The organism is Streptomyces sp. NPDC008317 (genome assembly GCF_042955955.1).
Lineage (GTDB): Bacteria > Actinomycetota > Actinomycetes > Streptomycetales > Streptomycetaceae > Actinacidiphila.
Genome location: NZ_JBIBFQ010000008.1, coordinates 147,607 through 174,580, shown reverse-complemented (window position 1 = coordinate 174,580; position 26,974 = coordinate 147,607). Strand labels below are relative to the sequence as shown.

14 protein-coding genes are annotated in these 26,974 nt (G+C 74.0%); 7 read left to right on the top strand and 7 right to left on the bottom strand.

Going from position 1 to position 26,974, the window contains the following annotated elements; all coding sequences use genetic code 11:
* From ACFY9V_RS25540 to ACFY9V_RS25510, 7 genes are all read left to right on the top strand, one after another.
* A complete protein-coding gene (locus tag ACFY9V_RS25540; protein WP_391163060.1) occupies nt 1-9,102 on the top strand; it encodes a beta-ketoacyl synthase N-terminal-like domain-containing protein in 9,102 nt (3,033 codons plus the stop codon).
* 103 nt (nt 9,103-9,205) lie between these two features.
* Nucleotides 9,206-10,057 (top strand): 3-hydroxyacyl-CoA dehydrogenase NAD-binding domain-containing protein, encoded by an 852-nt coding sequence (locus ACFY9V_RS25535; RefSeq protein WP_355341416.1) that lies wholly within the window; start codon nt 9,206-9,208, stop codon nt 10,055-10,057.
* Between the two features lie 5 nt (nt 10,058-10,062).
* Nucleotides 10,063-10,323, top strand: coding sequence for an acyl carrier protein (locus ACFY9V_RS25530; protein ID WP_188282225.1), 261 nt, complete (start codon nt 10,063-10,065; stop codon nt 10,321-10,323).
* An 11-nt stretch (nt 10,324-10,334) separates the two neighbouring features.
* Nucleotides 10,335-11,501, top strand: a complete 1,167-nt coding sequence (locus ACFY9V_RS25525) for an acyl-CoA dehydrogenase family protein (protein ID WP_355341413.1) — start codon at nt 10,335-10,337, stop codon at nt 11,499-11,501.
* Nucleotides 11,498-12,607 (top strand): HAD-IIIC family phosphatase, encoded by a 1,110-nt coding sequence (locus ACFY9V_RS25520; RefSeq protein WP_355341410.1) that lies wholly within the window; start codon nt 11,498-11,500, stop codon nt 12,605-12,607. Before ACFY9V_RS25525 ends, ACFY9V_RS25520 begins: the two co-directional genes overlap by 4 nt.
* Nucleotides 12,604-13,446 carry a thioesterase domain-containing protein gene (locus tag ACFY9V_RS25515; RefSeq protein WP_355341408.1) on the top strand — a complete coding sequence of 281 codons (843 nt, stop codon included), beginning with the start codon at nt 12,604-12,606 and terminating at the stop codon, nt 13,444-13,446. The genes ACFY9V_RS25520 and ACFY9V_RS25515 overlap by 4 nt, the downstream gene beginning before the upstream one ends.
* A complete protein-coding gene (locus ACFY9V_RS25510) occupies nt 13,433-15,010 on the top strand; it encodes an AMP-binding protein (protein WP_355341405.1) in 1,578 nt (525 codons plus the stop codon). The genes ACFY9V_RS25515 and ACFY9V_RS25510 overlap by 14 nt, the downstream gene beginning before the upstream one ends.
* Before the next feature lie 134 nt (nt 15,011-15,144).
* On the opposite strand, the gene ACFY9V_RS25505 is transcribed toward ACFY9V_RS25510, so the two are convergent.
* The 7 genes from ACFY9V_RS25505 to ACFY9V_RS25475 form a co-directional block, all read right to left on the bottom strand.
* The gene (locus ACFY9V_RS25505) at nt 15,145-18,972 is read right to left on the bottom strand and encodes an SDR family NAD(P)-dependent oxidoreductase (protein WP_391163058.1); all 3,828 of its coding nucleotides are present in this window, start codon (nt 18,970-18,972) and stop codon (nt 15,145-15,147) included.
* A 9-nt stretch (nt 18,973-18,981) separates the two neighbouring features.
* A complete protein-coding gene (locus ACFY9V_RS25500) occupies nt 18,982-19,737 on the bottom strand; it encodes an ABC transporter permease (protein WP_355341399.1) in 756 nt (251 codons plus the stop codon).
* Nucleotides 19,727-20,665, bottom strand: a complete 939-nt coding sequence (locus ACFY9V_RS25495; RefSeq protein ID WP_355341396.1) for an ABC transporter ATP-binding protein — start codon at nt 20,663-20,665, stop codon at nt 19,727-19,729. The genes ACFY9V_RS25500 and ACFY9V_RS25495 overlap by 11 nt, the downstream gene beginning before the upstream one ends.
* Nucleotides 20,666-20,768: 103 nt before the next feature.
* Complete coding sequence (locus tag ACFY9V_RS25490) at nt 20,769-23,489, bottom strand: BTAD domain-containing putative transcriptional regulator (RefSeq protein ID WP_391163056.1); 2,721 nt, start codon at nt 23,487-23,489, stop codon at nt 20,769-20,771.
* 62 nt (nt 23,490-23,551) lie between these two features.
* Nucleotides 23,552-24,823 (bottom strand): pyridoxal-dependent decarboxylase, exosortase A system-associated, encoded by a 1,272-nt coding sequence (locus tag ACFY9V_RS25485; RefSeq protein ID WP_355341390.1) that lies wholly within the window; start codon nt 24,821-24,823, stop codon nt 23,552-23,554.
* Nucleotides 24,820-26,553: an acyl-CoA ligase (AMP-forming), exosortase A system-associated gene (locus ACFY9V_RS25480; RefSeq protein ID WP_391163055.1), complete on the bottom strand. Its 1,734-nt coding sequence runs from the start codon at nt 26,551-26,553 to the stop codon at nt 24,820-24,822. The genes ACFY9V_RS25485 and ACFY9V_RS25480 overlap by 4 nt, the downstream gene beginning before the upstream one ends.
* A complete protein-coding gene (locus ACFY9V_RS25475; RefSeq protein ID WP_355341384.1) occupies nt 26,546-26,824 on the bottom strand; it encodes a phosphopantetheine-binding protein in 279 nt (92 codons plus the stop codon). Before ACFY9V_RS25475 ends, ACFY9V_RS25480 begins: the two co-directional genes overlap by 8 nt.
* Between the last annotated feature and the right edge of the window lie 150 nt (nt 26,825-26,974).

The following is a 26,974-nucleotide window of genomic DNA, read 5'->3' as shown; positions in this document are numbered from 1 at the left end:
ATGCCGCGCATACCCACCGAGGTGTCACCGATGGACATCGCCATCGTCGGCCTCGCCGGGCGCTTCCCCGGCGCCACCGATGCCACGGAGCTGTGGTCGGCGCTCCGCGACGGCCGCTCGGGCATCACCCGCTTCACCGACGACCAACTGCGCGCCGCGGGCGTGCCCGACGAGCTGATCGACGACCCCGCGTATGTGAAGGCGGGCGCGGTGATCGACGGGATCGACCGCTTCGACGCCGACTTCTTCGGGATCAACCCGAAGGAGGCGCAGATCCTCGACCCGCAGCACCGGCTCTTCCTGGAGCACAGTTGGCACGCGCTGGAGGACGCGGGCTGCGACCCGGCGAGCTTCGACGGCTCGATCGGTGTCTTCGCGGGCTGCGCGATCAGCACCTATCTGACCCGTAACGTCGCCCCGTCCGGGATCGGCCGCAGCGTCGGCGAGCTGACCGTGGGCCTGGCCAACGACAAGGACTCGCTGACCCTGCGCGTCGCCCACACGCTGGGCCTGTCAGGGCCCGCGTACGGCATCCAGAGCTACTGCTCGACGTCCCTGGTCGCGGTCTGCGCCGCGGCCACCAGCCTGGCCGGTTTCGAGTGCGACCTGGCCCTCGCGGGCGGCGCCGCCATCGCGGTCCCGGACGACACCGGCTACCTCTACCAGCCGGGCGGCATCAGCTCGCCCGACGGCGAGTGCCGCGCCTTCGACGCCTCCGGCCGGGGCAGCCTGGTCGGCAACGGCGTCGGCGTGGTCGCGCTGCGCCGCCTGGTCGACGCGCTCGCCGACGGCGACCAGGTGTACGCGGTGATCCGCGGCTGGGCCGTCAACAACGACGCGGGCCGCAAGGTCGGCTTCACCGCGCCGGGTGTCAGCGGCCAGGCCGAGGTGATCGCCGAGGCGCTCGCCGCGACCGGTCTCGAGCCCGAGGACATCGACTACATCGAGGCGCACGGCACCGGCACCGCGCTCGGCGACGCCGCCGAACTCGCCGCGCTCCAGCAGGTGTTCGACGGCAAGGAGGTCATGATCGGTTCGGTCAAGACCAACCTCGGCCACCTGGACCGCGCGGCCGGTGTGACCGGTCTGATCAAGACCGCCCTGTCGCTGCACCACGGCGAGATCCCCGCGACCCGCAACTACACCGCGCCCAATCCCCAACTGGAGTCCGGCGACGCGCGGTTGACGGTCCTCACCGAGCGGCACCCGTGGCCGCGCGGCGACCGTCCGCGCCGCGCCGGGGTCAGCGCCTTCGGCATCGGCGGCACCAACGCCCACGTGATCCTGGAGGAGGCCCCGCCGGTCGCCGCCCGCAGCACCGGCTCGGGCCGCCGCAGCGAACTGCTGGTGTGGTCCGCCCGCACCGAGGCCGCCGCCGACGAGGCCACCGCCAATCTCGCCGCGCACCTGGACACCATGGACGACGCGGACACCACGGTCGGCGCGGGCATCTCCGACGTCGCCTACACCCTCCAGAGCGGCCGCCGGCTCTTCAGCCACCGGCGCGCCCTGGTCGCGGACTCGCTGAGCGGCGCGGCGCGCGAGCTGCGCGCCGGGTCCGCCCTCGGCCGCGCCGACGGCACCGCCTCCCGGCCGGTCGCCCTCCTGCTGACCGGCGCCGCGGAGCCGTACCCCGCCGCGGCGGCCGAACTCTACGACGCGGAACCGGCGTTCCGTACCGCGCTCGACGAGTGCCGCGCCGCCGCCCAGGCCGTCGGCGGCGCCCCGCTGGCCGGACTGCTCTCCCCCGACCGCACCAGCGGCCACGACCAGCACGGGCACCGCGCCTTCGCCTTCGGATACGCGCTCGGCACGCTCCTGCGCTCCTGGGGCATCCAGCCGGACGCCCTCCTCGGGCACGGTGTCGGCGAGTACGTCGCCGGGTGCCTGGCCGGGGTCTTCTCCCTCAAGGACGCCTTCGCGCTGCTGCACCGCCGCACGGAGACCGAGGGACAGCCGCTGACCGACTGGGCGGCGGGCCACATCACCTTCGGCGAGCCCGGAACCGTCCTGTACTCCGCCGCGACCGGCGGCCGGCTGACGGCGGCCGAGGCCACCGACCCCGCGCACTGGACCGCGGCCCTCACGGGCCCGCCCGCCGACCCCGGCACCGCGCTCGGCGCGCTGCTGGAGTCCGGGAACCACGCCCTGCTGGAGATCGGCGACGGCGCCCTCGGCGCCCACCGCGCCCTCACCGAAGGGCACGCGGACCTGCTGATCCCCGCGCTGTCCGGCGACGACGACCCGCGCGAGGCGGGCACGGTCCTCACCGAGGCCGTGGGCCGCCTGTGGCTGACCGGCGTCGACATCGACTGGTCCGGCTACCAGCACGGCCGTGACGTCCTGCGCACGAAGCTGCCCGGATACCCCTTCCAGCGCTCCCGCTACTGGATCGACGCGCCCGCCGCCGCCAAGCCCGAACTCCCCTCCGCGGCAACGGAGTCCGCCGACTCCGGCGCCGAGGAGCACGTACAGGTCATGAGCCGGGTGTGGAGCCCGGACGCGAACGGCGGCACGGGTACGGCCACCGGCCGGTTCCTGCTGTACGCCGACGCCTCCGGGGTCGGCGACGCGCTGGCCGAGCGGCTGCGCGGCGCGGGCGCCGAGGCCGTCACCGTACGGCCGACGGACGCGCCCGACACCGCCGAGGTGCCCGGCGACGGGCCGCTGACCGTGGTCGTGCTGTCCGCGCTGGACGCGGATGGGCCCGACGCGGACCCGGCCCGGGCCGTCCTCGACGTCTCCCGCGCCGTGTCGGCGTGGGGCGACCGGGCCGGGACCGGCGGTGTCGTCGTGGTCACCCGCGGCGGCCAGAGCGTCACGGCCGCCGAGCGGAGCCTCCCGGCGCAGGCCGCGGTCGCCGTCCTGCCGGTCGTCGCGGGCCAGGAGTACCCGGGCCTCGACGCCCGCGGCGTCGACCTGGACCCCGCGGCCGACACGGCGGCCTCCGCCGCCCTGCTCGCCGCCGAACTGGCCGCCGCCGAGGGGCCGGTGCTCACCGCCTTCCGCGCGGGCAGCCGCCTCACCCCGCGGTACCGCCCGATCGACGCGCCCAAGGCGCACACCGACGAACTGCCCGTGGTCCTGCCCGGCGAGAGCTACCTCGTCACCGGCGGCCTGGGCGACGTGGGCCTGATGGTCGCGGAGCACCTGATCCGCGGCGGCGCCGGGCGCGTCGTGCTCGCCAGCCGTACCGGACTGCCCGCCGACCCGGCGGACCCGCGCCGCCAGGCGGTCGTCCGGCTGCGCGCGCTCGGCGCGGACGTCGAGGCGCCCGCGCTGGACGTCACCGACGCCGACGCCGTACGCGCCCTGTTCGGCGCGGAGCGCTTCGACGGCCTGGTGCACGCGGCGGCCGACACCTCGGAGGACACCTTCCTGCCGCTGGGCGCGCTCCAGGAGAGCACCGTCGCACGGCACTTCGCCGCCAAGTACGAGGGCGCTCGCGTGCTGCGCGACGCCGTCGGCGGGCTCGCCGGGGACCGCGCGCCGCGTTGGGGCCTGCTGTTCTCCTCGACCTCCGCGCACCTGGGCGGACTGGCCTTCGGCAGCTACGCGGCGGCCAACGCCGCGCTGGCCGCGCTCGCCGGGGCGGGCCCGGACGACGGCACCGCGCAGACCCGCTGGACCTCGGCCGCCTGGGACACCTGGGCGCCGACGCTGGCCAAGGTCGACGCCAGGACCGGCGCCTCGATGGCCGCGCACGCGATGACCGCCGAGCAGTCGCTGACCGCACTCGACCGCGCGGTGACGCAGCCGCTGCCCGCGGTGGTCGTGGTGGCCGGCGGTCTGGCGGGCCGGCTCCCGAGCCGTCCGCAGGCGGTCACGGCGGGCGCCGGGAGCACGTCCCCTGTGGCGTCCTTCCCGCGGCCCGACCTGCCGCAGCCGTACACGGCGCCGCTGACCGCCACGGAGCGCGAGCTGTGCGCGCTGTGGACCGACACCCTCGGTGTCGACCCGGTCGGCACCCGTGACAACTTCTTCGACCTGGGCGGCAGTTCGCTCTTCGCCCTCCAGATGCTGGCCACCGTGAAGTCGCGCTTCGGTGTGACGGTGCCGACGGTCACGCTCTTCGAGGCGCCGACCGTGCACCGGCTGGCGGCCGTCCTGGACGAGCAGAAGCCCAAGGCCGCCGGGGGGCCGAGCCCGGCACCGGTCCGCGCCCCGGCGGCGCCCCGTACCCCTGCGGCGACCGTCGTCCCCGCGCCCCGGCCCGCCCCCGCGCCCGTACCCGTCGCCGCTCCGGCGCCGCGTCCGGCCGTGGCCGCGACCCCGGCCGTCAGCGCGGTCACCCAGCACACCGAGCGCCCCGAGAACACCGAACCGGAGAGCACCGAACTCGACCGGCGGATCGCCATCGTCGGCATGGCGGGCCGCTTCCCCGGCGCGGGCGACGTGGCCGGCTTCTGGCGGAATCTGTGCGAGGGCGTGGAGTCGATCCGCTTCTTCACCCCTGAGGAGCTGATCGAGGCGGGCGTCGACCCGGACATGGTCCAGGACCCGGAGTACGTGCCCGCGCGCGCCGTGCTGGACGACATCAGCGGCTTCGACGCCGGATTCTTCGGGATGAGCCCGCGGATGGCGGCGCTCACCGACCCGCAGCAGCGGCTCTTCCTTGAGGTCTGCTGGGAGGGTCTGGAGCACGCGGGGTACGCCAACGAGGCGTACCGCGACCGGATCGGCGTCTTCGGCGGCTCCAACCTCTCCACGTATCTGTTCGGGATGACCTCGCAGCTCGCCGCGGGCGACATCAGCCCGTACGAGATCATCATGAGCAACGACAAGGACGCGCTGACCACATCCGTCTCCTACCTGTTCGACCTGCGCGGACCGAGCGTCGCGGTGCAGACCTTCTGCTCGACGTCGCTGGTCGGTGTGCACCTGGCGGTGCAGAGCCTGCGCGGCGGCGAGTGCGAGATGGCGCTGGCGGGCGGTGTGTCCATCAGCGTGCCGGACCGGGTCGGCCACCGCCGCCAGCAGGGCGGCATGGAGTCGCACGACGGCCATGTGCGGACCTTCGACGCGCAGGCCAGCGGTTCGATGTTCGGCGACGGCGCGACCGTCGTGGTCCTCAAGCGGCTCTCGGACGCGCTGCGCGACGGCGACACCGTGCACGCGGTCATCCGCGGCTCGGCGATCAACAACGACGGTGCCCTGAAGGTCGGTTACACCGCGCCCAGCGTCGCCGGGCAGGCCCGTGTGGTGCAGGACGCGATGGCCGACGCACGGGTGAGGCCGGAGGACTTCGGCTACATCGAGGCGCACGGCACGGCCACCCCGATCGGCGACCCGATCGAAGTCACCGCGCTGAGCCGGGCGTTCGGCACGGCGGGCGGTCCCGGCAGCATCCCGATCGGCGCGGTGAAGACCAACATCGGTCACCTCAACCACGCTTCGGGCACCGCGGGCCTGATCAAGACGGTCCTCACCGTCCGCGAGCGGATGGTCCCCGCGACCTTGCACTTCACCGCCCCCAACCCGCAGATCGACTTCGCCGACAGCCCCTTCTACGTCAACACCCGGCTGACCGAGTGGCCGGCCGAGGACGGCAGGCCGCGGATCGCCGGACTCAACTCGCTGGGCATGGGAGGCACCAACGTGCACGTCGTCGTCGAAGAGCCGCCGGCCCGCAGGGCCGGCCCCGACACCCCGCAGGGCGGCAGGCGGCACCACTTCCTGCCGGTCTCGGCCCGAACCTCCGACGCCGCCGACCAGGCCGTCAGCAACCTCGCCGAGCACCTGGCCGCGACCTCGGGGGCGAGCGTCGCCGATGTCGCCTACACCCTCCAGGTCGGCCGCAAGACCTTCGAGCACCGCCGCGCCACCGTGGTCTCCAGCGGTGAGCAGGCCGTGGCCTCGCTGGCCGGTACGGACGAGGACGCGCCGCTGTCGGCGCGGGTGGAGACCGCGCACGGCCGTCCCGTCGCCTTCCTCTTCGCCGGGGTCGGCGAGCAGTATCCGGGTCTGGTCGGCGACCTCTACCGGCACGAGCCGGTCTTCCGCGCCGAACTCGACCACTGCCTGGGCCTGTTGGCCGCGCACCTGCCGGACACCGACCTGATGGGGCTGCTGACCGGGGACCGTCCCGGCGGCGGCATGGACCTGGCGGCGCTGCTGGGCCGGGCGACCGGCGCGGCCGACGACCGGGAGGCGGAGCTGGAGCGCACCGAGATCGTCCAGCCGCTGCTGTTCGCGGTGGACTACGCGCTGGCCTCGACGCTGATGGTGTGGGGCGTGCAGCCGTCGCTGATGCTCGGCTACAGCCTCGGCGAGTACGTCGCGGCCTGCCTGGCCGGGGTGCTGTCGCTGGAGGACGCGCTGGCGCTGGTGGTGCACCGGGCCCGGCTGATCTCCGGGGTCGAGACGGGTTCCATGGCCGCGGTGCCGCTCGGGCCCGACGACCTGCGCGACCGCTACGGACTTCAGGCGCGCGGCCTGGACATCGCCGCGGTCAACGGCCCGCAGACCGTGGTGGTCGCCGGTCCCGCCGACGCGCTGGCCGGCCTCGCCGCCGACCTGGAGCGCGACGGCGTCCCCAGCCGGGGGCTGCGCACCACGCACGCCTTCCACTCCCGGATGCTCGCCCCGCTCGCGGACGAGCTGACCTCGTGGGTCGCGGAGAACATCCGGCTCAACCCGCCGCGGCTGCCGTACCTGTCGAACGTCACCGGCGGTACCGCAGACGCCCGGCTGGTGCGGGACCCCGCCTACTGGGCGGAGCACATGTGCCGTCCCGTGCAGTTCGCGGCGGCCGTCGAGACGCTGCTGGCCGACCCCGAGCTGGCGATGGTGGAGATCGGTCCCGGACAGTCGCTGGGCACGATGGTGCGCGGCGCGGGCTGCGCTCCGCAGCGCTGGGCGACGATCACCGCGACGCTGCCCGCGCAGAGCGACCCGCGTCCGGCCGACCGAGTCCTGACCGAGGCCCTGTCGCGGCTGTGGCTGACCGGTGTCGACCTGGACTGGGCGGCCTACCACGGCCGCGCCGAGCGGACCGCCGAGCTGCACCGGGGCTTCGCGCCCGGCAGGGTGCCGCTGCCCACGTACCCCTTCCAGCGGCAGCGCTACTGGATCGAGCAGACCCCGCTGATCGGCGCCAAGCCGGCCGCGCCCGCGGCTGCGACGGCGCCGGGCACACCGGGTGTGCCCGCCAGCTTCGAGGACATCGACCGGGTCCCGAAGCTGCCGGAGGAGCAGTGGGTCTGGCAGCCGGTGTGGCGGCAGACCGCGTCCCCGGCGACGGCGGGCGCGCAGCCCGCGAGCTGGCTGGTCTACGCCGACGGGTCGGAAGCCGACGGTGTGCTCGACGAGTTGGTGCGCGCGGCGGCGGCCGACGGCGCGACCGTGACCGCGGTCCGTCCCGGCGGCGGCTGGAGCGCCGACCCGGCGACCGGCTACACCGTACGGCCGGGCCACTCGGGCGACGCCCAGGCGGTCCTGCGCGATCTGCGCAAGCGCGGGCTCGCGCTGGAACGGGTGGTCCATCTGTGGACGCTCGCGGAGCGGCCCGACGACGAGTCGATCGCGTTCGGTCTGCACACCCTGGTGGCACTGGCCCGTGCGGCCGGTGAACTGGGCTCGGGCGACTGGCAGTTGGACATGGTCACCGCGGGCGCCCACCAGGTGCTCGACGGTTCGGAGGTACGGCCCGACGCCGCCACGCTCATCGGCCCGACGCTCGTGGTGCCGCTGGAGTACCCCAACGTCACCACCCGGCTGCTCGACGTCGAGCCGGACACCCCGGCCGCCGCCGTCGCCGCCGAACTGCGCCGACCGCGGACCGACGCGGCCGTCGCCCTGCGCGGCAGCAGGCGCTGGGTGTGCGGTTACGACATGCTCCCGGCGGCGGACGACGAGAGCGCCGCGGCGGTGCTGCGCGAGCGCGGGGTCTATCTGATCACCGGCGGTCTGGGCGGCATCGGTCTGGGCATGGCGGAACACCTCGCACGGCAGGTCGGCGCCCGGCTGGTGCTCTTCGGCCGCCGCGGGCTGCCGCCGCGTGAGCGGTGGGAGGGCATCGCCGCGGGCACCGAGGCGGCCGACGAGGCGCTGCGGGCCAGGGTGAGCCGTGTCCTGGGCATCGTGGAGCTGGGCGCGGAGGTCGAGATCGTCACGGGTGACGTGGCGAGCGCGCCCGACGTCCGGCGCGCCATCGACCTGGCGCAGGAGCGTTTCGGCGCCCTGCACGGCATCCTGCACACCGCCGGCGTGCCCGGAACGGGTCTGATCCAGTTCAAGCAGTCCGACGACTCCGAGCTCGTTCTCGCGCCCAAAGTTGCCGGCGTACAGGCCCTGGACAAAGCACTGCGAATCGGCCACGCTGATGAGACCGCGCTGGACTTCCTGGTGCTGTTCTCCTCGATCACCGCGGCCACCGGCGGCGGCCCGGGCCAGGTCGACTACTGCGCGGGCAACGCCTACCTCGACGGCTACGCGGCACGGCAGGCGGCCACCGGCCGCCGGGTCCTGTCGGTCGACTGGGGCGAGTGGACCTGGAACGCCTGGGACTCCGGTCTGTCGGGCTACGACGAGGGCTTGCAGGCCTTCTTCCGCTCGCACCGGGAAGCCTTCGGCATCACCTTCGCGGAGGGCTGGCGCTCGCTGCTGCGGGCCCTGGCCTCCGGTGAGTCGCGGGTCGTGGTCTCCACGCAGGACCTGCCGACGATGGTGAGCTACAGCACCGGCTTCACCGTCGAGGCCGTCATGGCCCCGGCGGGCGGCGGCTCCGGCTCCGCCGACCGGCACCCGCGGCCCGAACTCCTCACCCCCTACCGGGAGCCCTCGGGCCCCGTCGAGGAGCGGCTGGCGGAGGTCTGGGGCGACATGCTCAAGCTCGAACGGGTCGGCGCCCGTGACAACTTCTTCGAACTCGGCGGCAACTCACTGCTCGGCATCGCCCTGCTCGCGGCCCTGCGCCGGGCCTTCCAGGACGCCGAGCTCCCCCCGCACATCCTCTACGAGGCCCCGACCGTCGAGGCCCTCGCCAAGGTCGTGGACGGACCCGCCGCGGACGCGGCGCCCGTCCCGGAGCCCGACGGCCAGGAGCAGGCGCGACTGCGCAGGTCCGGCCTGAAGACCGCCGCCCGGCGGCGCAGGAGCTGATCCCGCGTCAGCGGCACTCCGCACCACGCGACACCCCACGCCCCAGGCGTGGTTCAGCACACCCACAACAGCCAGCACCACCCACCAAGGAATCGGAGAGATCATGACCGTCGTAGGAGTTGTCGGTGCCGGGGTCATGGGCATCGGAGTCGCGCACAATCTGGCCCAGTCCGGTTACGAGACCGTCCTCGTCGACATCGACGAGCGGATTCTCACCGACGCCAAGGCGGCCATCAGCCGCAACTGCCGGCTCAGCCGCCTGATGGGCGGACCGGCCCTTGACCCCGACGAGATCCTGGGCCGGATCACCACCGCTGTCGGCGTCGAGGCGCTCGCCAAGGCCGACTTCGTGATCGAGAACGTCACCGAGAACTGGGAGATCAAGCGCGAGGTGCACGCCGAGCTGGACCGCGTGCTCTCCCCCGAGGCGGTCGTGATCGTCAACACCTCCGCGATCCCGATCACCCGCGTCGCCGCGGTCGGCACGCACCCGGAGCGGGTCGTCGGGGTGCACTTCATGAACCCGGTGCCGGCCAAGCCGGTCGTGGAGCTGATCCCCGGCTTCCACACCGCGCAGGAGACCGTCGAGGTCACCCGCCAGCTCCTCAGCGGCATGGGCAAGAAGGCGGTGGACGTCAAGGACGCCTCCGGCTTCGTCTCCAACCGGGTGCTCATGCTGACCGTCAACGAGGCCGCCTTCCTCGTCCACGAGGGCGTCGCCACCGCGGAGTCGGTGGACGAGGTGTTCCGCGGGTGCTTCGGGCACCCGATGGGTCCGCTGGAGACCGCCGACCTGATCGGCGTCGACACGATCCTCTACAGCGTCGAGGTGCTCTACGAGCACTACGCCGACAGCAAGTACCGGCCCTGCCCGCTGCTCAAGCAGATGACCGACGCCGGACTGCACGGCCGGAAGACCGGCCGTGGCTTCTACACCTACGACAACAAGGGATGACGACCATGTCCGAGAACACCACCGCCCAGACCAGCATCCTCTCCTTCATCGAGGCCCGCTTCCCGCAGGCCAGCATCGCCACCGACCAGGACATCTTCTCGCTCGGCTACATCAACTCGCTCTTCGCGATGGAGCTGGTGATGTTCATCGAGAAGACCTTCGGCCTCACCATCCCCAACGACGAACTGCGCATCGACAACTTCCGCACCGTCGAGGCCATGGCGGACCTCGTCGCCCGCCGGAGCGTCCCCGTCTCCGTCGACTGAGGAGCCAGACCATGACGAGCTTGACCACGGCGCCGCCCCTCGCGGCGGCGCCGGCGGGGGCCCGGATCACCCGGGACTCGGCACGCGCGTTCGTCGACACCCACATCATGCCGGTGGCCGACGTGTACGACCGGCGGGGCGCGGTCCCCGAGGAGTTGCAGGAGCGGATCGGCGAGGCGGGCCTGTGGGCCCCCTTCTACCCGGCCGCGCTGGGCGGCCAGGACCTTGACCTGGTGACGCTCGGTCAGGTGCACGAGGAGGTGGGCCGGGGATGTTCCTCGGTCAGGTCCCTGCTCACCGTGCACACCATGCTGTCGTGGGCGCTGCTCCGCTGGGGCAGCCCCGCCCAGATCGAGCAGTGGGCGCCGTCGCTGGCCACCGGCGCGGTGCGCGGCGCCTTCTGCCTGTCGGAGCCCGCAGGTGGCGGCAGCGACACCGCGGGCATCCGTACCACCGCCGTCCAGGAGAACGGCGGGTGGCGGCTCAACGGCCGCAAGAAGTGGATCACCGGTGGCCAACGGGCGGACCTGTTCCTGGTGTTCGCCCGCACCGAGTCCAGCGTGATCGCCCTGCTCGTACCGCGCCGGTCACCCGGCGTGCGGGTGATACCGGTGGAGGACGTGCTCGGCACCCGGGCCTCGCTCATCGCCGAGCTGGAGTTCGACGATGTGCGGCTCGACTCCGACGCGCTGCTGGGGCCCAGTTCGTTCGCCTCCGGCATGGTGCTCAGCGGAACCCTCGACCTGGGCCGGTTCTCGGTCGCCTCCGGTTCCGTCGGGATCGTCCAGGCGTGCCTGGAGGCGTCGGCGTACTACACCGCGCAGCGCACGGTCGGTGGCAGCAAGCTCCGTGAACTCCAGCTCATCCGGGCGAAGTTGTCGGACATGGTCACCGATGTGCGGGCGGCCAGGCTGCTGTGCCACCAGGCCGGTGTGCTCAAGGACGCCGGGGACCCGGCGACCATCATGGCCACCTGGGTGGCGAAGTACTTCGCGTCCACCGCGGCGGCCCGGCACTCCACGGAGGCCGTACAGATCCACGGCGCCAATGGAATGAGCGCCGACTTCCCGGTCGCACGGCTGTACCGGGACGCGAAGGTCATGGAAATCATCGAGGGCAGCAACGAGATCCAGCGGATCACGATCGCTGACGAGGCATACCGGGAGTGGGCACTGTGAGCACGCTGACGCAACCGCCGGCCACCGCGCCGGCCACCGGCCCGGCGTCGCCGCCGGACGGTCCGTACCGCAAGCCCGCGCAGGGCAAGATCAAGTGCGTGGTGTGGGACCTGGACAACACGCTGTGGGACGGGGTGCTGCTGGAGGACGGCGAGGTCACCCTGCGCCCCGGTGTGGTGGAGCACATCCGCCGGCTGGACGCGCTGGGCGTCCTGCACTCCGTGGCGAGCAAGAACGACCACGACACGGCGATGGCGAAGCTGCGCGAACTGGGCCTTGAGGACCTGTTCCTGTACCCGCGGATCGGCTGGAACGCCAAGTCGGAGTCGGTCCGGCAGATCTCCGCCAAGCTCAATCTGGGGCTCGACGCGTTCGCCTTCGTCGACGACCAGGACTTCGAGCTGGCCGAGATGGAGTTCTCCGTCCCCGAGGTCACCCGGGTCAACGCGCTCGACATCGACACCGAGCTGAACCGGATCGAGTTCCGGCCGCGGTTCGTCTCCGACGAGTCGGCGCAGCGCCGGGCGATGTACCACAGCCAGCTCGCGCGGGACGAGATCGAGAGCGATTTCGTCGGCACCAACGAGGAGTTCCTGGCCAGCCTGGGCATGACGTTCACCATCGCCCCGGCGGCCCGCGAGGACCTCCAGCGCGCGGAGGAACTGACCATCCGCACCAACCAGCTCAACTCGACGGGCCGCACGTACTCGTACGACGAGCTGGACGCGCTGCGCGAGTCGCCCGACCACCTGCTGCTGGTGGCCACCCTCACCGACAGGTTCGGCTCGTACGGCAAGATCGGCCTGGCGCTGGTGGAGACCGGCGACCCGAACTGGCAGCTCCACATGATGCTGATGTCGTGCCGGGTGATGTCCCGCGGGGTCGGCTCGGTGCTGCTCAGCCACATCATGGAGCGGGCGCGGGAGGCCGGTGCGGGCCTGCGCGCGGACTTCGTGGAGACCGGCCGCAACCGGATGATGCAGATCACCTACGCCTTCAGCGGCTTCCGCGAGGTGGCCAGGGAGGGCGACCGGCTGGTGCTGGGGGCCGACCTGGACCAGATCCAGCCGCTGCCCGGCTATGTCGAGGTCGAGGTGACGCGATGACGACCGTGCTGGAGGCGGCGCCCGCCGCCTCGTGGCTGCCCTTCGCGGAGCAGCCCGGCTGCGCCGGCGTGCGGCTGTACTGCCTGCCGCACGCCGGGGGTTCGGCCTCGGCGTACCGTTCCTGGTTCGGCAGGCTGGGCCCGGTGTCGGTGCGCCCGGTCCAGCCGCCCGGCCGGGAGACCCGGCTGCGCGACACCCCGTACGACCGGATGGACCGGCTGGTGCCGGACCTCGCGGACGCCGTGCTGGCCGACACCTCCCCGGAGGGGGAGACGCGGCCGTACGCGGTGTACGGGCACAGCCTCGGGGCGCTGGTCGGCTTCGAGCTGGTGCGGGAGATCCGGCGCCGCGGCGGGCCGATGCCGGTGCACCTGTTCGTCTCCGGGTGCGCGGCGCCCGGCTCGCCCGACGACGGCGACCCGCCGGTGGCGGGGATGACGCAGGACGAGGTCGTGGCGCTGCTGCGGCGGATCGGCGGCACCCCGGAGTGGATGCTGACCGACCCGACGGTGCTGCGGATGATCCTGCCGCCGTTCCGCGCGGACTTCGGGGTCAGGGACTCCTACGAGTACCGGCCGCAGGCTCCGCTGAGCGTGCCGATCACGGCGCTCGCGGCCACCGACGACCCGCGCGCGGGCATCGCCGACGTGGCGGGGTGGCGCGACCAGACCACCGGGCGCTTCACCTCGCACACCCTGACCGGCGGGCACTTCGCGGTGCTGGAGCAGGCCGCGGTCACCCACCGGTACATCGACCGGGCGCTGCGCGGCACCTGGGGCCCGCAGCTTCCGGGCCTCGCGCCCATCCACCCGCAGGAGGCATCCGTTGTTCACCACTGAACCCGCGCGCCTGCCGTCGCGGCCGGGCGGGCCGCGACGGGAGGCCGGGGACCGGCCGCCGGGGACCGCGGGCGCCGCGGTCCCGGCGGGCCGGACCCTCACCGACTGGTTCCGGCACGGCCTGGCGCTCGACGGCGGGGCCGAGGCGCTGCGCGTCGGCTCCACCGCCGTCGACTACACGCGGCTGGACGCCGCCGCGCGGGCGCTCGCCGGGACCGTCGTCGCGGCGGTCCCCGGCGGGCGGCCCCGGCGGGTCGGCCTGCTGGCCTCCCGTACCGTGACCGCCTACGCCGGTCTGCTGGCCGCGCAGTTCGCGGGCGCGGCCGTCGTGCCGCTGCACCCCGGCTTCCCCGCCGACCGCACCGCCCGGATGATCACCGCGGCCGGTCTGGACGCGCTGATCGTGGACGAGCGCGGCGCCGCCGTGCTGCCGGAGCTGGCCGGGGTCCTCGACGGCGTCCCCGTCGTCGGGGAGCCGGTCGGGGAGCCGTTGGAGCAGCCGCTGCCGACGACGCCCGACGACATCGCGTACATCCTGTTCACCTCGGGCTCCACGGGCACGCCCAAGGGGGTGCCCGTGCTGCACCGCAATGTCGACGCCTATCTGCGCTTCGTGCACGGCCGGTACGGCTTCCACAGCGGGGACGTGTTCTCGCAGACCTTCGATCTCACCTTCGACCTGGCGATGTTCGACCTGTTCACCGGCTGGGGCAGCGGCGGCACCGTGGTGAGCGTGCCGCCGACCGCGTACGCCTCGCTCGAGCGGTTCGTCGCCGAGCAGGGCATCACGGTGTGGTTCTCCGCGCCGAGCCTGGTGTCGCTGCTGCGGCGGCGGCCCCGGGGGCTGCCCGCGGGCAGCATGCCGAGCCTGCGCTGGAGCCTGTTCTGCGGGGAGCCGCTGCTGGCCCACGACGCGCGGGAGTGGGGCGCTGCGGCGCCCGGCTCGGTGGTCGAGAATCTCTACGGCCCGACCGAGCTGACCATCTCGTGCAGTGTGCACCGCTGGGACCCGGTCACCTCACCGTCGTCGTGCGTCAACGACGTGGTGTCGATCGGCCGTCTGCACCCCGGTATGCGGGCGCTGCTGCACGAGCCCACCGAGGACGGCGACGGTGAACTGTGCGTCACCGGCGACCAGATGTTCCCCGGCTATCTCGACCCGGCCGACGACGAGGGCCGGTTCCTGGAGCACGGCGGCGAACGCTGGTACCGCACGGGCGACTTGGTACGACGGCTGCCCGGCGACGCCTTCGCGTATCTGGGCCGGCGCGACCACCAGGTGAAGATCCACGGGGTGCGCGTCGAACTGGCCGAGGTGGAGTGGGCGTTGCGCCGCGTCGAGGGTGTGAAGGAGGCCGTCGCGGTCGCCGTGGACGGCGAGTTGACGGCCTTCCTGCTCGGTGAGCGGCGGCCTCAGGCGGCCCTGGCCGAGGAGCTGGCGGCCTTCCTGCCGCGCGCCCTGGTCCCCCGCCGCTTCGTCCAGGTCGAGGAGTTCCCGCTCAACGCCAACCGCAAGATCGACCGCAAGGCCCTCACGGCGCGCGCCGCGGCGGCCGACCGGTGACGGCGCCCCGCCACCGGGTGGCGGAGCCGGGCGTGCCGCACGGGACCACCGCGCGGACAGCACGCGCGGGGCGGCCGACGCGGAAGGTCCGCGACGGCCGCACCTGGCGGTACGGGTGCCGGTACCTGCCGGTGTCAGCCCTCCACGAAGGACGCCAGACGGCGGACGGTGAAGTGCTCCAGCAGGTCGGTCGGGGCGAGGTCGCACGAGAGGGCCGCGCGGATGCGCGCCGAGAGCTCGACGGCGACGAGCGAGTGACCGCCCAGTTCGAAGAAGCCGTCATCCGCGCCGATTCCCTCCACCGCCAGGACCTGGCCCCAGATCTCCGCCAGCGCCGCCTCCGTGCCCTCGGCGGGCTCGGCGTACGGGGTGCGCAGCTTCGGCCGCGCGTGGCGCTGCCCGTCGTCGGCGGCCCGCTGCTCCGCCGACGTGCCGTCGCCGGTGACCCACTGGGCGAGCCGCGGGGCGAGCGGCCCGGAGGAGATCACCACGTGGGCGAGCCGGTCGGCCGCCGCCAGCGCGCGCTCCAGCAGGGTCAGGCCCTCCGGCACCGCCATCTCGTAGGCCCCGGCGGCCGGATCGCCGTGCGCCTCACGGCGCTCCGCGTCGGTCGCCCAGGTGTCCCAGTCGACGGTGATCCAGCGGCCCTCGCCGCGCAGCCGGGCCCTGCGGGCGTACGCGTCCAGCGCCGCGTTGGCCGCGGCGTGCGGACCGAACGTGACGCCGCCGAGCACCGCGGACAGCGAGGACACGGTGATCCTGCGGTCCTTGGCGCGGTCCCCGAGGACCGCCTGGAGGGTGTGGAAGCCGGCCACCTTGGGGTGCAGGTGCGCGGCGCGGTTCTCCCGGTCGGACAGGTGGGCGATCTCGAACCGGCTCGGGTCCCGCGTACCGGCCGCGTGCACCACCGCGTCGATGCCGCCGAACCGCTCGTCGGCCGCCCGGACGACGGCCCGCATCGCCTCCTGGTCGCCGACGTCCGCGCCCATGGCGATCACCTCGGCGCCGCGCGCTTCCAGATCCAGCACGTTCCTGATGTGCCGGGCGACCCGGTCGTCACCGGCCGACAGCTCCGGCCAGCGCTCACGCGGCGGGAGTCCGCCGCGCGAGGTCAGCACCAGACGGCAGCCGTGGCTCTCCGCGAGGTGCCGGGCCAGGGCCAGGCCGACGTCGCCGAGACCGCCGGTGATCAGCACCGTCTCGCCGTCGCCGAACACCGGACGCGCGGGGTCGGTCTCCTCCAGCGGGTGCGGCTGATAGGTCCGCGCCCACAGGTCGCCGGCCCGGACGGCCGAAGGCCCTTGGTGCGGGTGGACGATCGCGGCCAGCGTCTGGTCGACCGCCGACGGTGTGCCGGCGCCCTCCGCCGGGTCCAGGTCGAGGTGACGGCACGACAGATGCGCGTTCTCCTGGCCGATGGTGGGGGCCAGCGCGGCGAGCGCCGCGTGCTCCGGATGCCGCAGATCGGTGCCGGTCACGGAGACGGCCCCGGCGGTCAGCAGGGTCAACTCGGCCTGCGCAGGCTCGGATTCGGCGGCCAGCACGCCGACCAGGCCGAGCGCGGAGTGCGTTCCCCGCTCCTGCTCCGCGGTGAAGTGCCCGGCGCCGTCGCCCTCGGGTGAGGCGAGCGAGAAGCCGTGCACGAGCGTGCGGGGCGCGACGAATTGCAGGGCCAGCAACTCCCCCAGATCCTCCGGGTGTTCGACGCGTACGGTGAAGTCCCCCGCCGCGTCCTGCCCGAACTCCCCGCCGGGCCTCGCCGTGACGACCTCGGCGCCGGCCACCGCCAGTCGGCGTACCAGCGCCTCGGCGCGCTCCTCGGCGGACAGCACCAGCCACGGCCCGGCCGCGCGCAGCCGCTCGTCCAGATCGCGGGTGGGCAGCGGGCGTTGCCGCCACGCGGGCAGATACGACCACTGCGCGAGGTCGTCGACACGGCCCTCGGCCGGCGGCTTCTCACCGCGGGCTCCCGGCCGCGCCTCCACCCAGTGGCGGGTGCGGCGGAAGGGGTAGGTGGGCAGTTCGGCCCGCCGTCCCTCGCCCTTGTGCAGCGCGGCCCAGTCGATCGCGGCGCCCGCCAGCCACAGTCGGCCGACGGTGGTCACGAGCCAGCGCGCCGCCGACCCGGAGGGAGCGTCGGCCTCGGGGGCGACGGTGACGGTCTCGACGTGCCCGGTCCCGGTGTCACCGGCGGCCCTGATCCGCACGCCGATCGCCCGCAGCCCCTGTTCCAGGACGGCGGAGACGGCAGGGGAAGCGCCGCCCTCGGGGGTTCCCGGCAGCAACGCGGCCGCCGCGGCGGCCAGTTGGGACCGCCAGTCGGCCGGTGCCCGCTCCTCCTCGGCCAGCACCACGGCCGGGTCGTGCCGGGTGGTCTCGCCGTCCACCCAGCGGCCGGGGTCGCCGAGCGCGGCGACCGCGTCCTGGAGGTCGTCGCAGACCACGAAGCGGCGCAGTGCGAAGTGCCCGCGCGAGACCTGGAGGGTGTAGGCGACGTCGGCCGGGTCCAGTTCGGGGTGCGCGGCCAGGTGGCCGCGCAGCCGCTCGGTGACCTCGTCGAGCGCGTCCTGGTCGCCCGCGGAGAAGGCCAGCAGGTGCGGTCCGGGCACGGCGGCGCGGGCGGTACGCGGCGGGGCCTGCTCGATGACGACGTGCGCGTTGGTGCCGCCCATGCCGAAGGAGCTGACTCCGGCCCGGCGCGGCTCGGGACCGGCCGGCCACGGCTGATTGTGCGGCAGTACGGTGAAGCGGTCGGAAGCGGCGGCCAGCGCGGGGTTGGGCTTCTCGAAGCCGGGGATGGCCAGCCGTACACCGTCGCGGACGCCGAGCGCGGCCCGGATCAGGCCGGTGACGCCGGAGGCCCGGTCCAGGTGGCCGACGGCCGGTTTGGCCGAGCCCAGCACGGTCGGTGTCTGCGGTGTCGTCTGGAACACCCGTGACAGCGCGGTCAGTTCGATGCCGTCGCCGAGCGCGGTGCCGGTGGCGTGGCACTCCACGTAGCCGACGGACTCGGGCTTGACGTCGGCGACGTTCAGCGCGGTACGGATCACCGCAGCCTGTCCCTCGACGCCCGGTGCGGAGTAACCGACGCGCTCCTGACCGTCGTTGTTGACCGCGGAGCCCAGGATGACCGCGTGGATCACGTCGCCGTCGGCGAGCGCGTCGGTCATCCTGCGCAGCGCGACCACGCCGACGGCCGCGCCCATCACCGTTCCGTCGGCCGCCGCGTCGAAGCTGCGGACCGTGCCCTGCGGCGAGGTGATGCCGCCCGGGTGGTACATGTACCCGGTCGGCTGCGGCAGCGGCAGGAAGGCGCCGCCGGCCAGGGCCAGATCGCTCTCGAAGGTCAGCAGGCTCTGGCAGGCCAGGTGCACCGCGACCAGCGACGTCGAGCAGAAGGTCTGCACGCTCAGGCTCGGACCGCGCAGGCCGAGCTTGTACGCCACCAGGCTGGTGAGCGAGTCCCGTTCGTTGCCGACCGCGACCAACTGGCCGCCGCCGGGCTCGTCCATGACGTGCGCGACGTTGTCGAGCAGGTAGTCGGGGAAGGCGGAACCGCCGAAGACGCCGACCTGTCCCGGCGGGGCCACCGGCGGGTAACCGGCGTTCTCCAGCGCTTCCCAGGAGCACTCCAGGAAGAGCCGGTGCTGCGGGCCCATCGTCTCCGCCTCGCGCGGCGAGAAGCCGAACGCGGCGGCGTCGAAGTCGGCGATGCCGTCGACCGGCCCGCCCACCCGTACGTAGTGGGGGTTGGCGGCGGTCCGCGCGGAGACGCCCGCCGCGGCCAGTTCCTCGTCGGTGATCTCGCGCAGGCCGCTGACACCGGCCAGCGCGTTGCGCCACAGCGTGGCCACGTCCGGGGCGCCGGGGAAGCGGCCGGCCATGCCGACCAGGGCCACCGCGGAATCGTAGGCGTCGTACGCCTCGTCGGTCTCGTCCGTCTCGTCGGGTATGTCAGACACGATGTCTCCTCACAGCAGGTGGCTGCGGCCCCAGCCGCGAGAGAGCCGGTAGGTGGCGAAGGCGCCGCAGGCCACGCCGATCGCCAGGCAGACCAGCGCCGGGCGCAGCATCCGCGAGGCGTCGCCGTCGATGGCGGCGTGCAGCAGGGACATCGCCCAGTAGCCGGGCGAGGCCGGGGCGATGTGCTGGGCCCAGGCGGGCATCAGGCTGACCGGCACCAGGGCGCCGCCGAGCGCGCTGACCAGCATCGCGCCCAGGTCGGAGACCATGCCGAGGTCGCCGCGGCTGCGGACGACCGTGGCGAGCGCCGTGCCGAGGGCGAGCAGGGTGAAGCCCCACACCGCGACGGCCAGCATGATCCAGCCCAGGGTCGGCGGGACCGGCAGCCCGATCACCAGGCAGCCGAAGATCAGCAGCACGCTCTGCTGGAGCAGCAGGATCACGAAGGCCGGTACGGCCTTGCCCAGCAGGAGCTGGGCCCGTGAGGCGCGGGTGACGCGCAGCCGGTCCCAGGTGCGCCACTCGCGCTCGACCATGATCGAGTTGCCCACGATGGAGAGCGCGAAGACCGAGAACATCACCAGCGGCCCGGTGACCGCCTGGAGCGTGCCGGTCTTGAGCGCGGTCACGTACAGCGGTTTGAAGACCAGCATCAGCAGCATCGGCATCGCGATGTAGCTGATGAGCTGTCCGGGGTCGCGCAGCCGCAGCAGGGCGTTGTACTTGGCCATCAGGCCGGACCGGTAGAGGGATTCAGTCGACATCGAGCACCGCCAGGGATCGGTAGAGGTCGTCGAGGTCGGGCTTGCGGACGTCGACGGAGGTGACCGGCTGCCGCGCCTCGTGGAGCAGCCGCACCAGGGCGGCGGTCGGGTCGGTGGTGGACTCGTGGAGTTCGCTGCCGTCGGCCAGGACCACGCGGACCTCGCCGGGCAGGCCCTCCAGGAGCTGCGCGCTGGTGCCGCGGGCGACCACCCGGCCGCGCTTGGCGACGGCGATGGTCGCGGCCAGTTCGGTGAGTTCGGTCAGGTAGTGGGTGGTGTAGACGACGGCGGCGCCGTCGGCGGCGCGGAGCTTGACGGTGTCGAGCAGCGCCTGCCGGGTCTCCGGGTCGGCGCCCGCGGTGGGCTCGTCGAGCAGCAGCAGGTCGGGGCGGTGGATCATGGCGACGGCCGCCTGCGTACGGCGCTGCTGGCCGCCGGAGAGCACACCGGCCGGGCGGTCGAGGAATTCGGTCAGCCGCAGCGCGGCGGACAGTTCGTCGATGGCGGACGTGAGGGCGCGGCGGCGCAGCCCGGACAGGCCGCCGAAGAACTTCATGTGCTCGCGGACGGACAGCGGCGGGTAGAGGGCGATGTTCTGCGGGGAGACCCCGATCCGCCCGCGCGCCTTGGTGGGCTCCTCGCCGCCGATGCGGACGCCGCCGGAGTCGGCCCTGATGAGCCCGGAGACGATCTCGACGAAGGTCGACTTGCCCGCGCCGTTGTGGCCGACCAGTCCGACGATCTCGCCGCGGTGGGCGGTCAGTTCGAAGCCGTCGAGCGCCTGGACCTCGCCGTAGCGCTTGCTGAGTCCGGTCACTTCGAGCATGGCCCGGTCGCTGTCCTCACCGCTCCTGGCGGCCTGCCGGTCCGGCTTCCGCGACGGTTCGTCCCGCACTCCCGCCGGCGGCGAGGGGGTCCTCAAGCTCATTGCTCCTCCTGGGAATCGGTGTGCTGCCAGCGCAGAACGCGGTGGTCAGGACCGGTGGGCGCCGGGGCGGGGCACCCGTACCGCACGGGGTGGGGCGCCCGCGTCACTGCTCCTCCACCGATTCGGTACGCCGACGGGTGGGGAAGGAGGCCGCCGGGCGGTGGCGGGGGGCCGTGGAGCGGGGGGCCAGGGTGGTACGGGCCGCGGGGGTGCCGGAGCCGCCGGTGCTGGCGGCCAGGCCGTAGCGGCGCTGGGTGGCCGGGACGCCCCAGGCGGAGGTCTCGACCGGCGTCGCGGGCGTCGAGCCCGCGCCGCCGCGGCCGGGACGCGGGGTCCTGCCGTCGGCCGCTGCCCCGGTCTCGCGGGCCAGCCGCTCCAGCGCCTTGCCCGCCGCCTCGCGCCAGGAGTCGGCGCCGAGCCGTTCGAAGGCGCCGAGCGCGCCCCGCAGCCGGGCGGTGGCCTGCTCGTACCGGCGCTCGCGCAGGTCGAGCGTGCCGAGCGAGAACAAGATGGCGGCCTCGCCGAGGGAGTCCCCGGCGCGCTGCGTGGCGCGCAGCGCGTCGGTGCCCGCGGCCCGCCAGTCGTCGTGGGCCCGCTGGACCGCGGCCAGCGCTCCGACCGCGACCGCCAGGTGCCAGCACGCCTCGGTCTCGTGGACGTCGGCCGCCTGCCGTACGGCGGCCAGCAGCGACTCGCGCTCGGTGCCGTACCACTCGCCGGGGTCGCTCAACACGGCCCGGAGCATGGGCAGTTCCATCGGCCAGCGGGTGGGGTGGTGGAGTTCGGCGGCCGGGGTGCCGCCCTGGCGCAGCAGCGCCTCGTCGGCCAGCGTCAGCCACGCGCCGAGCAGCCGCCGCCGTGGGGCCGACTCGTCCTGGTCCGCGGCCAGTTCCGCCAGGCACTCGGCGGCGTGCAGCCGGGTCAGGCCGCGCAGCCGGTAGCGGGCGGTGACGCCGCTGCCGCCGACCGGGTCGACCAGCCGGGCGTCGACCAGCGTCTCCAGCACGTCCACGGCCGACGCGGTCGCCACGTCGAGCAGCGGGGCCGCGGCCCACGCGGGGAACTCCGCCGTGGGAAGTCCGCCGAGCCGGGCGAAGAGCTGCCGTGCGGGCGCGGCCAGTTGCTCGTAGGTGCCGCGCAGCGCGGCCCGTACGTCCAGGCCCTGGTGGAACAGCTCGTCCAGCCGGCGGCGTTCGTCGCGCAGCCGCGCGGTGAGCTGGGCCAGGCTCCAGTGCGGGCGGGCGGACAGCCGGGCGGCGGCGGCGCGCAGCGCCAGCGGCAGCCCGTCGCACAGCTCGGCCAGTTCGATCGCCTCGCTGGGCTCGGCCGCCACCCGCTCGCGGCCGGTCATCGCCGCGAGCAGTTCCACGGCCTCGGGGATCTGCGGCACTTCCAGCTCGACGGTGTACGTGTCGGCGGGCGCGGACAGCCGGGCCCGGCTGGTGACGAGCAGACCGCAGGTGGGGGTGCCGGGCACCAGGGGGCGCAGCAGCGTGACGTCGGCGGCGTCCTCGACGACCACCAGCATCCGGCGCTCGGCCAGCGCGCTGCGGTAGAGCGCGGAGCGGCCGTCCAGGGACTCGGGTACGGCGGCGGCGGTGAAGCCGAGCGCCCGCAGGAAGCGTTCCAGGACGTCGGAGACCTCGCGGGGACCGGCGCCGACCGGCAGCCTCGCGTACAACTGGCCGTCGGCGAAGGCCGGGGCGAGGGCGTGCGCGGCCTCGACGGCGAGCGCGGACTTGCCGACGCCCGCGCAGCCGGTGATCACGGCCATCGGCGCCGAGGGCGCGGACAGCCGGTCGGTCAGTTCCGCCAGGACGTCGGCGTGGCCGGTGAAGTCGGTGATCCGGGCCGGGAGCATCCGCGGCAGCGGCAGCGGCGCGGTCGCGTTGACGGTGGCGGGGGCGGCGGTCTGCGGGAGGTCCAGGTCGCCGGAGCCGTTGAGGATGGCCAGCTCCAGCTTGAGCAGCACCGGCCCCGGCTCGATGCCCAGCTCCTCGATGAAGGTGCGCCGCACCTGGTGGTACGCGGCCAGCGCCTCGGCCTGCCGCCCGCAGCGGTACAGCGCGGTCATGAGCTGCACGGCGGGGCGCTCGCGCAGCGGGAATTCGGCGGCCAGCGCGCTGATCTCGCCCAGCACCTCGTGGTGCAGGCCCAGACGCAGCTCGGCGTCCAGGCACTCCTCCAGCACCTCGAAGCGGCGCTCGGAGATCCGTACCAGCTTCGTCTGCACCACGGGGCTGTCGACCTCGGGCAGCGGGTCGCCGTTCCACAGGTCGAGCGCCTCGCGGAAGGCGGCGCGGGCGGCTGCGGGCCGCCCGTCGGCCGCGGCGGCCCGGCCGCGGGCCGCCAGCTCGTCGAAGACGTGCAGGTCCAGCTCGCCGGGGGCGAGGTCGAGGGTGTAGCCGAGGCCGTGCATGCGGATGCGCTTGCCGAGCCCGGCGCGCTCCATCCGCTGGCGCAGCGCCGACACGGCGGTCTGCACCTGGGAGCGGGCGGTCGCGGGCGGGGCGCCGCCCCAGACCGCGTTCACCATCGTTTCGAGTCCCACACCGCGGCCGGTCTCCAGCAGCAGCAGCGCCAGCACGATCTGCTGCCGCCGCGCCGTGACCGCCACCTGCTGCGAGCCGCGCACCTCGAGGGAGCCGAGTACCCGGAACCGGACCGCGGTGCCCACCGGGGCGGCGGGCGCCTGCCCGTCCACGGTGGGCTCACCCGTCAGGTCCGTTGTCGAGTCCGATGTCGAGTCCGCGGGCGGGTTCGCAGCCGGGTCCGGCGTGGGGTCCGCCGTGGCTCTGGCGGGGAGGGGTGATGCGATCGCCATGTCCGTCAGCCTTCCTTGCAACGTGAGGCTCGCGGGGCCCGGTGCCGCCGCGGCGGGTGGGTTCAGATCAGGACTTCGTGCGGTGCCGGATGGCCGAGGAAGCCGACCGGACTGGCCGTCAGGCCGTAGGCGCCCGCCTGGAACACCGCGATGAGGTCGCCGATCTCCGCGTGGGGCAGTGACACGTCCTTGCCGAGCAGGTCGAGCGGGGTGCAGAGGCAGCCGACCACGTCGACCGTCTCGGTGGCCGGGGCGACGGCGGAACCCACCACCGCGATGGGGTAGTTGCGCCGGATCGCGCGGCCCAGGTTGCCGGTGGCCGCGAGCTGGTGGTGCAGACCGCCGTCCACCACGAGGAAGGTGGTGCCGCGGGAGATCTTGCGGTCCACGACCCTGGTCAGATAGACACCGGCCTCGCCGACCAGATAGCGGCCGAGTTCGATGACGGTGCGCGCCTGCGGGAGCGCGGGGCGGATGACGGTGTCGAGGAGCTTGGCGAGGTTCTCGCCGATCGGCCCCAGGTCCAGGGCGCGGTCGCGGGCGGCGTAGGGGATGCCGAAGCCGCCGCCGAGGTTGAGGTAGCGCACCGGACCCGGCGCGTGCTCGGCCAGTTCCGTGACCAGTTCCACGGTGCCGCGCTGGGCGGCGCAGATGCTCTCGGCGTCGAGGTTCTGCGATCCGGCGAAGACGTGGAAGCCCTGGAAGTCCAGCCCGGCCGCGCCGATCCCGGCGAGCAGTTCCGGTGCCTGTTCGGCGTCCACCCCGAACTGCTGCGGTCCGCCGCCCAGCCGCATGCCCGAACCGCGCACCGCGAAGGGCGGGTTGACGCGCAGGGCGACGCGGGCGGTGATGCCGAGCTGTTCGCCCGCGAGCCGGACCCGGGCCAGTTCCGTGGCCGACTCCAGTTCCACGATGACGCCCGCGGCGACGGCCTGCCGGATCTCGATCGAGGTCTTGCCGGGTCCGGCGAAGCCGATTCGCTCGGCCGGGACGGTGGTGTCGAGCGCGGTGAGCATCTCACCGGCCGACGCCACGTCGAGGCCGTCGACCAGCGTGCTCATGTGGTGCAGCAGCGCGGGCATCGGATTGGCCTTGACGGCGTAGTTCAGCTCCACGCCGTCGGGCAGCGCCGCCCGCAGTTCCGCGACGCGGCGGCTGAGCAGGGAACGGTCGTAGGCGAAGAAGGGGGTGGAGCCGACGCGTTCGGCCAGCCGCCCCGCGGGCACCCCGCCGACGGCCAACTCGCCGTCCACGACGGTGAACCGGCCGTGCCGGCCGAAGCCGCCGAAAGCGTCGGCGCCCTCCGCGCCCTGACCCGGTGCCGCGCCGCTCATCGGTTGCCCTCCACGGTCCTGCGCAGCTCGACCCGGTCGAATTTCCCGTTCACCGAACGCGGCAGTTCGTCCAGGACGACCGTGCGGCGCGGCAGCATGTACGGCGGCAGCTCGCGGGCGAGCGCCTGGTGCAGCCGGGCGGTGTCGCAGGCGCCCGCGACGACCAGGACCACGTGCTGGCCGAGCCGTTCGTCGCCGACGCCGAGCGCGACCGCCTCGGTGACCAGGCCGCTGGCGTACACGGCCTCCTCGATCTCGGTGGGGCTGATCCGGTAGCCCGACGACTTGATCATGTCGTCGGTGCGGCCGACGAAGTACAGGTAACCGGCCTCGTCGCTGTAGACGGTGTCGCCCGACCAGACCGCCAACTCGGTGCCGCCGTACGGGACGGCGCCCGGCACCGGGCGGAAGCGTTCGGCGGTGCGCTCGGGGTCGTTCCAGTAGCCGAGGGCCACCAGCGCGCCGCGGTGCACCAGTTCGCCGTGCTCGCCGGGCACGCACGGGGTGCCGTCGGGGCGGAGCACCAGGATCTCGGCGTTGGGGATGGCCTTGCCGATCGAGTCGGGACGGCGGTCGGTCTCGTCCGGGTCGAGGTAGGTGGAGCGGAACGCCTCCGTGAGCCCGTACATCAGATACGGCCGGGCCTGCGGGAAGATCTCGCGGAGCCGGCCCAGGGTGGCGCGGGGCATCCGGCCGCCGGTGTTGGCGAAGTACCGCAGCCGCGCGGTCGCCTCCCGCGGCCACTGCTGGGCGGCCAGTTGCAGCCACAGCGGCGGTACGCAGGTGAGCGCGGTGACGCCGTGGCGGGCGCAGAGCCGTACCACCTCGCGCGGCAGCAGGTAGTTGGTGAGCACCAGGTGGGCCCCGGCGATCAGGGTGGTGGTGAGCTGGCTGAAACCGGCGTCGAAGCTGAACGGCAGCGCGGCCAGCACCACGTCGTCCTCGGTGTGCCCGAGGTAGGAGGCGACGCTCTCGGCCCCGGCGAGCAGATTGCGGTGCGAGAGCACCACGCCCTTGGGGCCGCCGGTGCTGCCCGAGGTGTAGAAGACGGCCGCGACGTCGCCGTCCACGACGGCGTCGGCGCCGGGCACCGGCAGCGGCCCGTGCTCGCGCAGCCGCTCCCACGGCACCGCGGTCCAGCGGTCGTCGGCCGGGAGTACGGTGCCGGTGTCGCCGATCAGCACCAGGTGGCGGACGGTGGTGTCCGGCGGCAGCGCCGCGCGTACGGTCTCCAGCCGCTCGGCGGTGGTGACCAGCGCGGTGACCGCGCAGTCGGTGGTGATACCGGCCAGGTGGCGGCCCTTGAAGAGCGGGTTGACCGGGACGAAGACGGCCCCGGCCGCGGAGACCGCGAGCATCGACACGACGGTCTCGACGCGCTTTTCCGCGTAGACCGCGACGCGGTCGCCGCGCCGCACGCCCAACCGGTGCAGGCCGTAGGCGACTTCGGCGACCTGCTCGGCGAGTTCGCCGTAGCTGACGGTGCGGTCCTTGAAGGTCAGCGCCGGTCGGTGGGTCGCGCCGCGCGCGATCAGCCGGTCCAGGCGGGTCAGCGGCGCGGCGACCCGGCGGGCGGCCACCGCCGCCCCGTGGGGCGCCGTGCCGTTCGTGGACGGCGCACTTGTCGCCGTGCCGTTCGCCGCCGTGCCGTTCGCCGCCGTGGCGTGTGCTGTCGTCCGGCCCGTCGTCGGTTCGCTCACCGCCGACGCGCTCACCGTCGGCTCACTCATGGCCGGCCGCGAGTTCCGGCGTGACGAAGTCGGCGACGGTCGCCCACAGCGAGCCGACCGTGGCGAAGGTCTCCTCCGTCAGCAGCTCGTCGTCCAGCTCCACCCCGAAGTGGTCCTCCAGGTCCGCGAGAAGCTGCACGACGCCCATCGAGTCCAGCCCCAGCGCGGCCAGATCGGCGTCCGCCGTCAGCTCGTCGCCCTCCGCGTACGGCAGGCGGGGCAGCAGGACGTCCTGAAAGGTGCGCGGTATCTCCCGCGTCGTCTCGGCCATGGTGATCGGTCCCCTTGTCTTCGTCCGGTCTTCGTCTTCGTCCGGGGCGCGGGACCCACCCGCGCACAGATGTCACTTGACCGCCGGCCGCTCTCGAACCGCCATCGCAGCGCTCTCGCCCGGCCCCTCGGACGAGGTGACGCGGGTTCC

Bases quoted from the DNA above. Each gene is read 5' to 3' on its own strand.
- ACFY9V_RS25540 (WP_391163060.1), top strand. From the start codon at position 1: ATGCCGCGCATACCCACCGAGGTGTCACCGATGGACATCGCCATCGTC.
- ACFY9V_RS25535 (WP_355341416.1), top strand. From the start codon at position 9,206: ATGACCGTCGTAGGAGTTGTCGGTGCCGGGGTCATGGGCATCGGAGTC.
- ACFY9V_RS25530 (WP_188282225.1), top strand. From the start codon at position 10,063: ATGTCCGAGAACACCACCGCCCAGACCAGCATCCTCTCCTTCATCGAG.
- ACFY9V_RS25525 (WP_355341413.1), top strand. From the start codon at position 10,335: ATGACGAGCTTGACCACGGCGCCGCCCCTCGCGGCGGCGCCGGCGGGG.
- ACFY9V_RS25515 (WP_355341408.1), top strand. From the start codon at position 12,604: ATGACGACCGTGCTGGAGGCGGCGCCCGCCGCCTCGTGGCTGCCCTTC.
- ACFY9V_RS25500 (WP_355341399.1), bottom strand. From the start codon at position 19,737: ATGTCGACTGAATCCCTCTACCGGTCCGGCCTGATGGCCAAGTACAAC.
- ACFY9V_RS25495 (WP_355341396.1), bottom strand. From the start codon at position 20,665: ATGAGCTTGAGGACCCCCTCGCCGCCGGCGGGAGTGCGGGACGAACCG.
- ACFY9V_RS25490 (WP_391163056.1), bottom strand. From the start codon at position 23,489: ATGGCGATCGCATCACCCCTCCCCGCCAGAGCCACGGCGGACCCCACG.
- ACFY9V_RS25485 (WP_355341390.1), bottom strand. From the start codon at position 24,823: ATGAGCGGCGCGGCACCGGGTCAGGGCGCGGAGGGCGCCGACGCTTTC.
- ACFY9V_RS25480 (WP_391163055.1), bottom strand. From the start codon at position 26,553: ATGAGTGAGCCGACGGTGAGCGCGTCGGCGGTGAGCGAACCGACGACG.
- ACFY9V_RS25475 (WP_355341384.1), bottom strand. From the start codon at position 26,824: ATGGCCGAGACGACGCGGGAGATACCGCGCACCTTTCAGGACGTCCTG.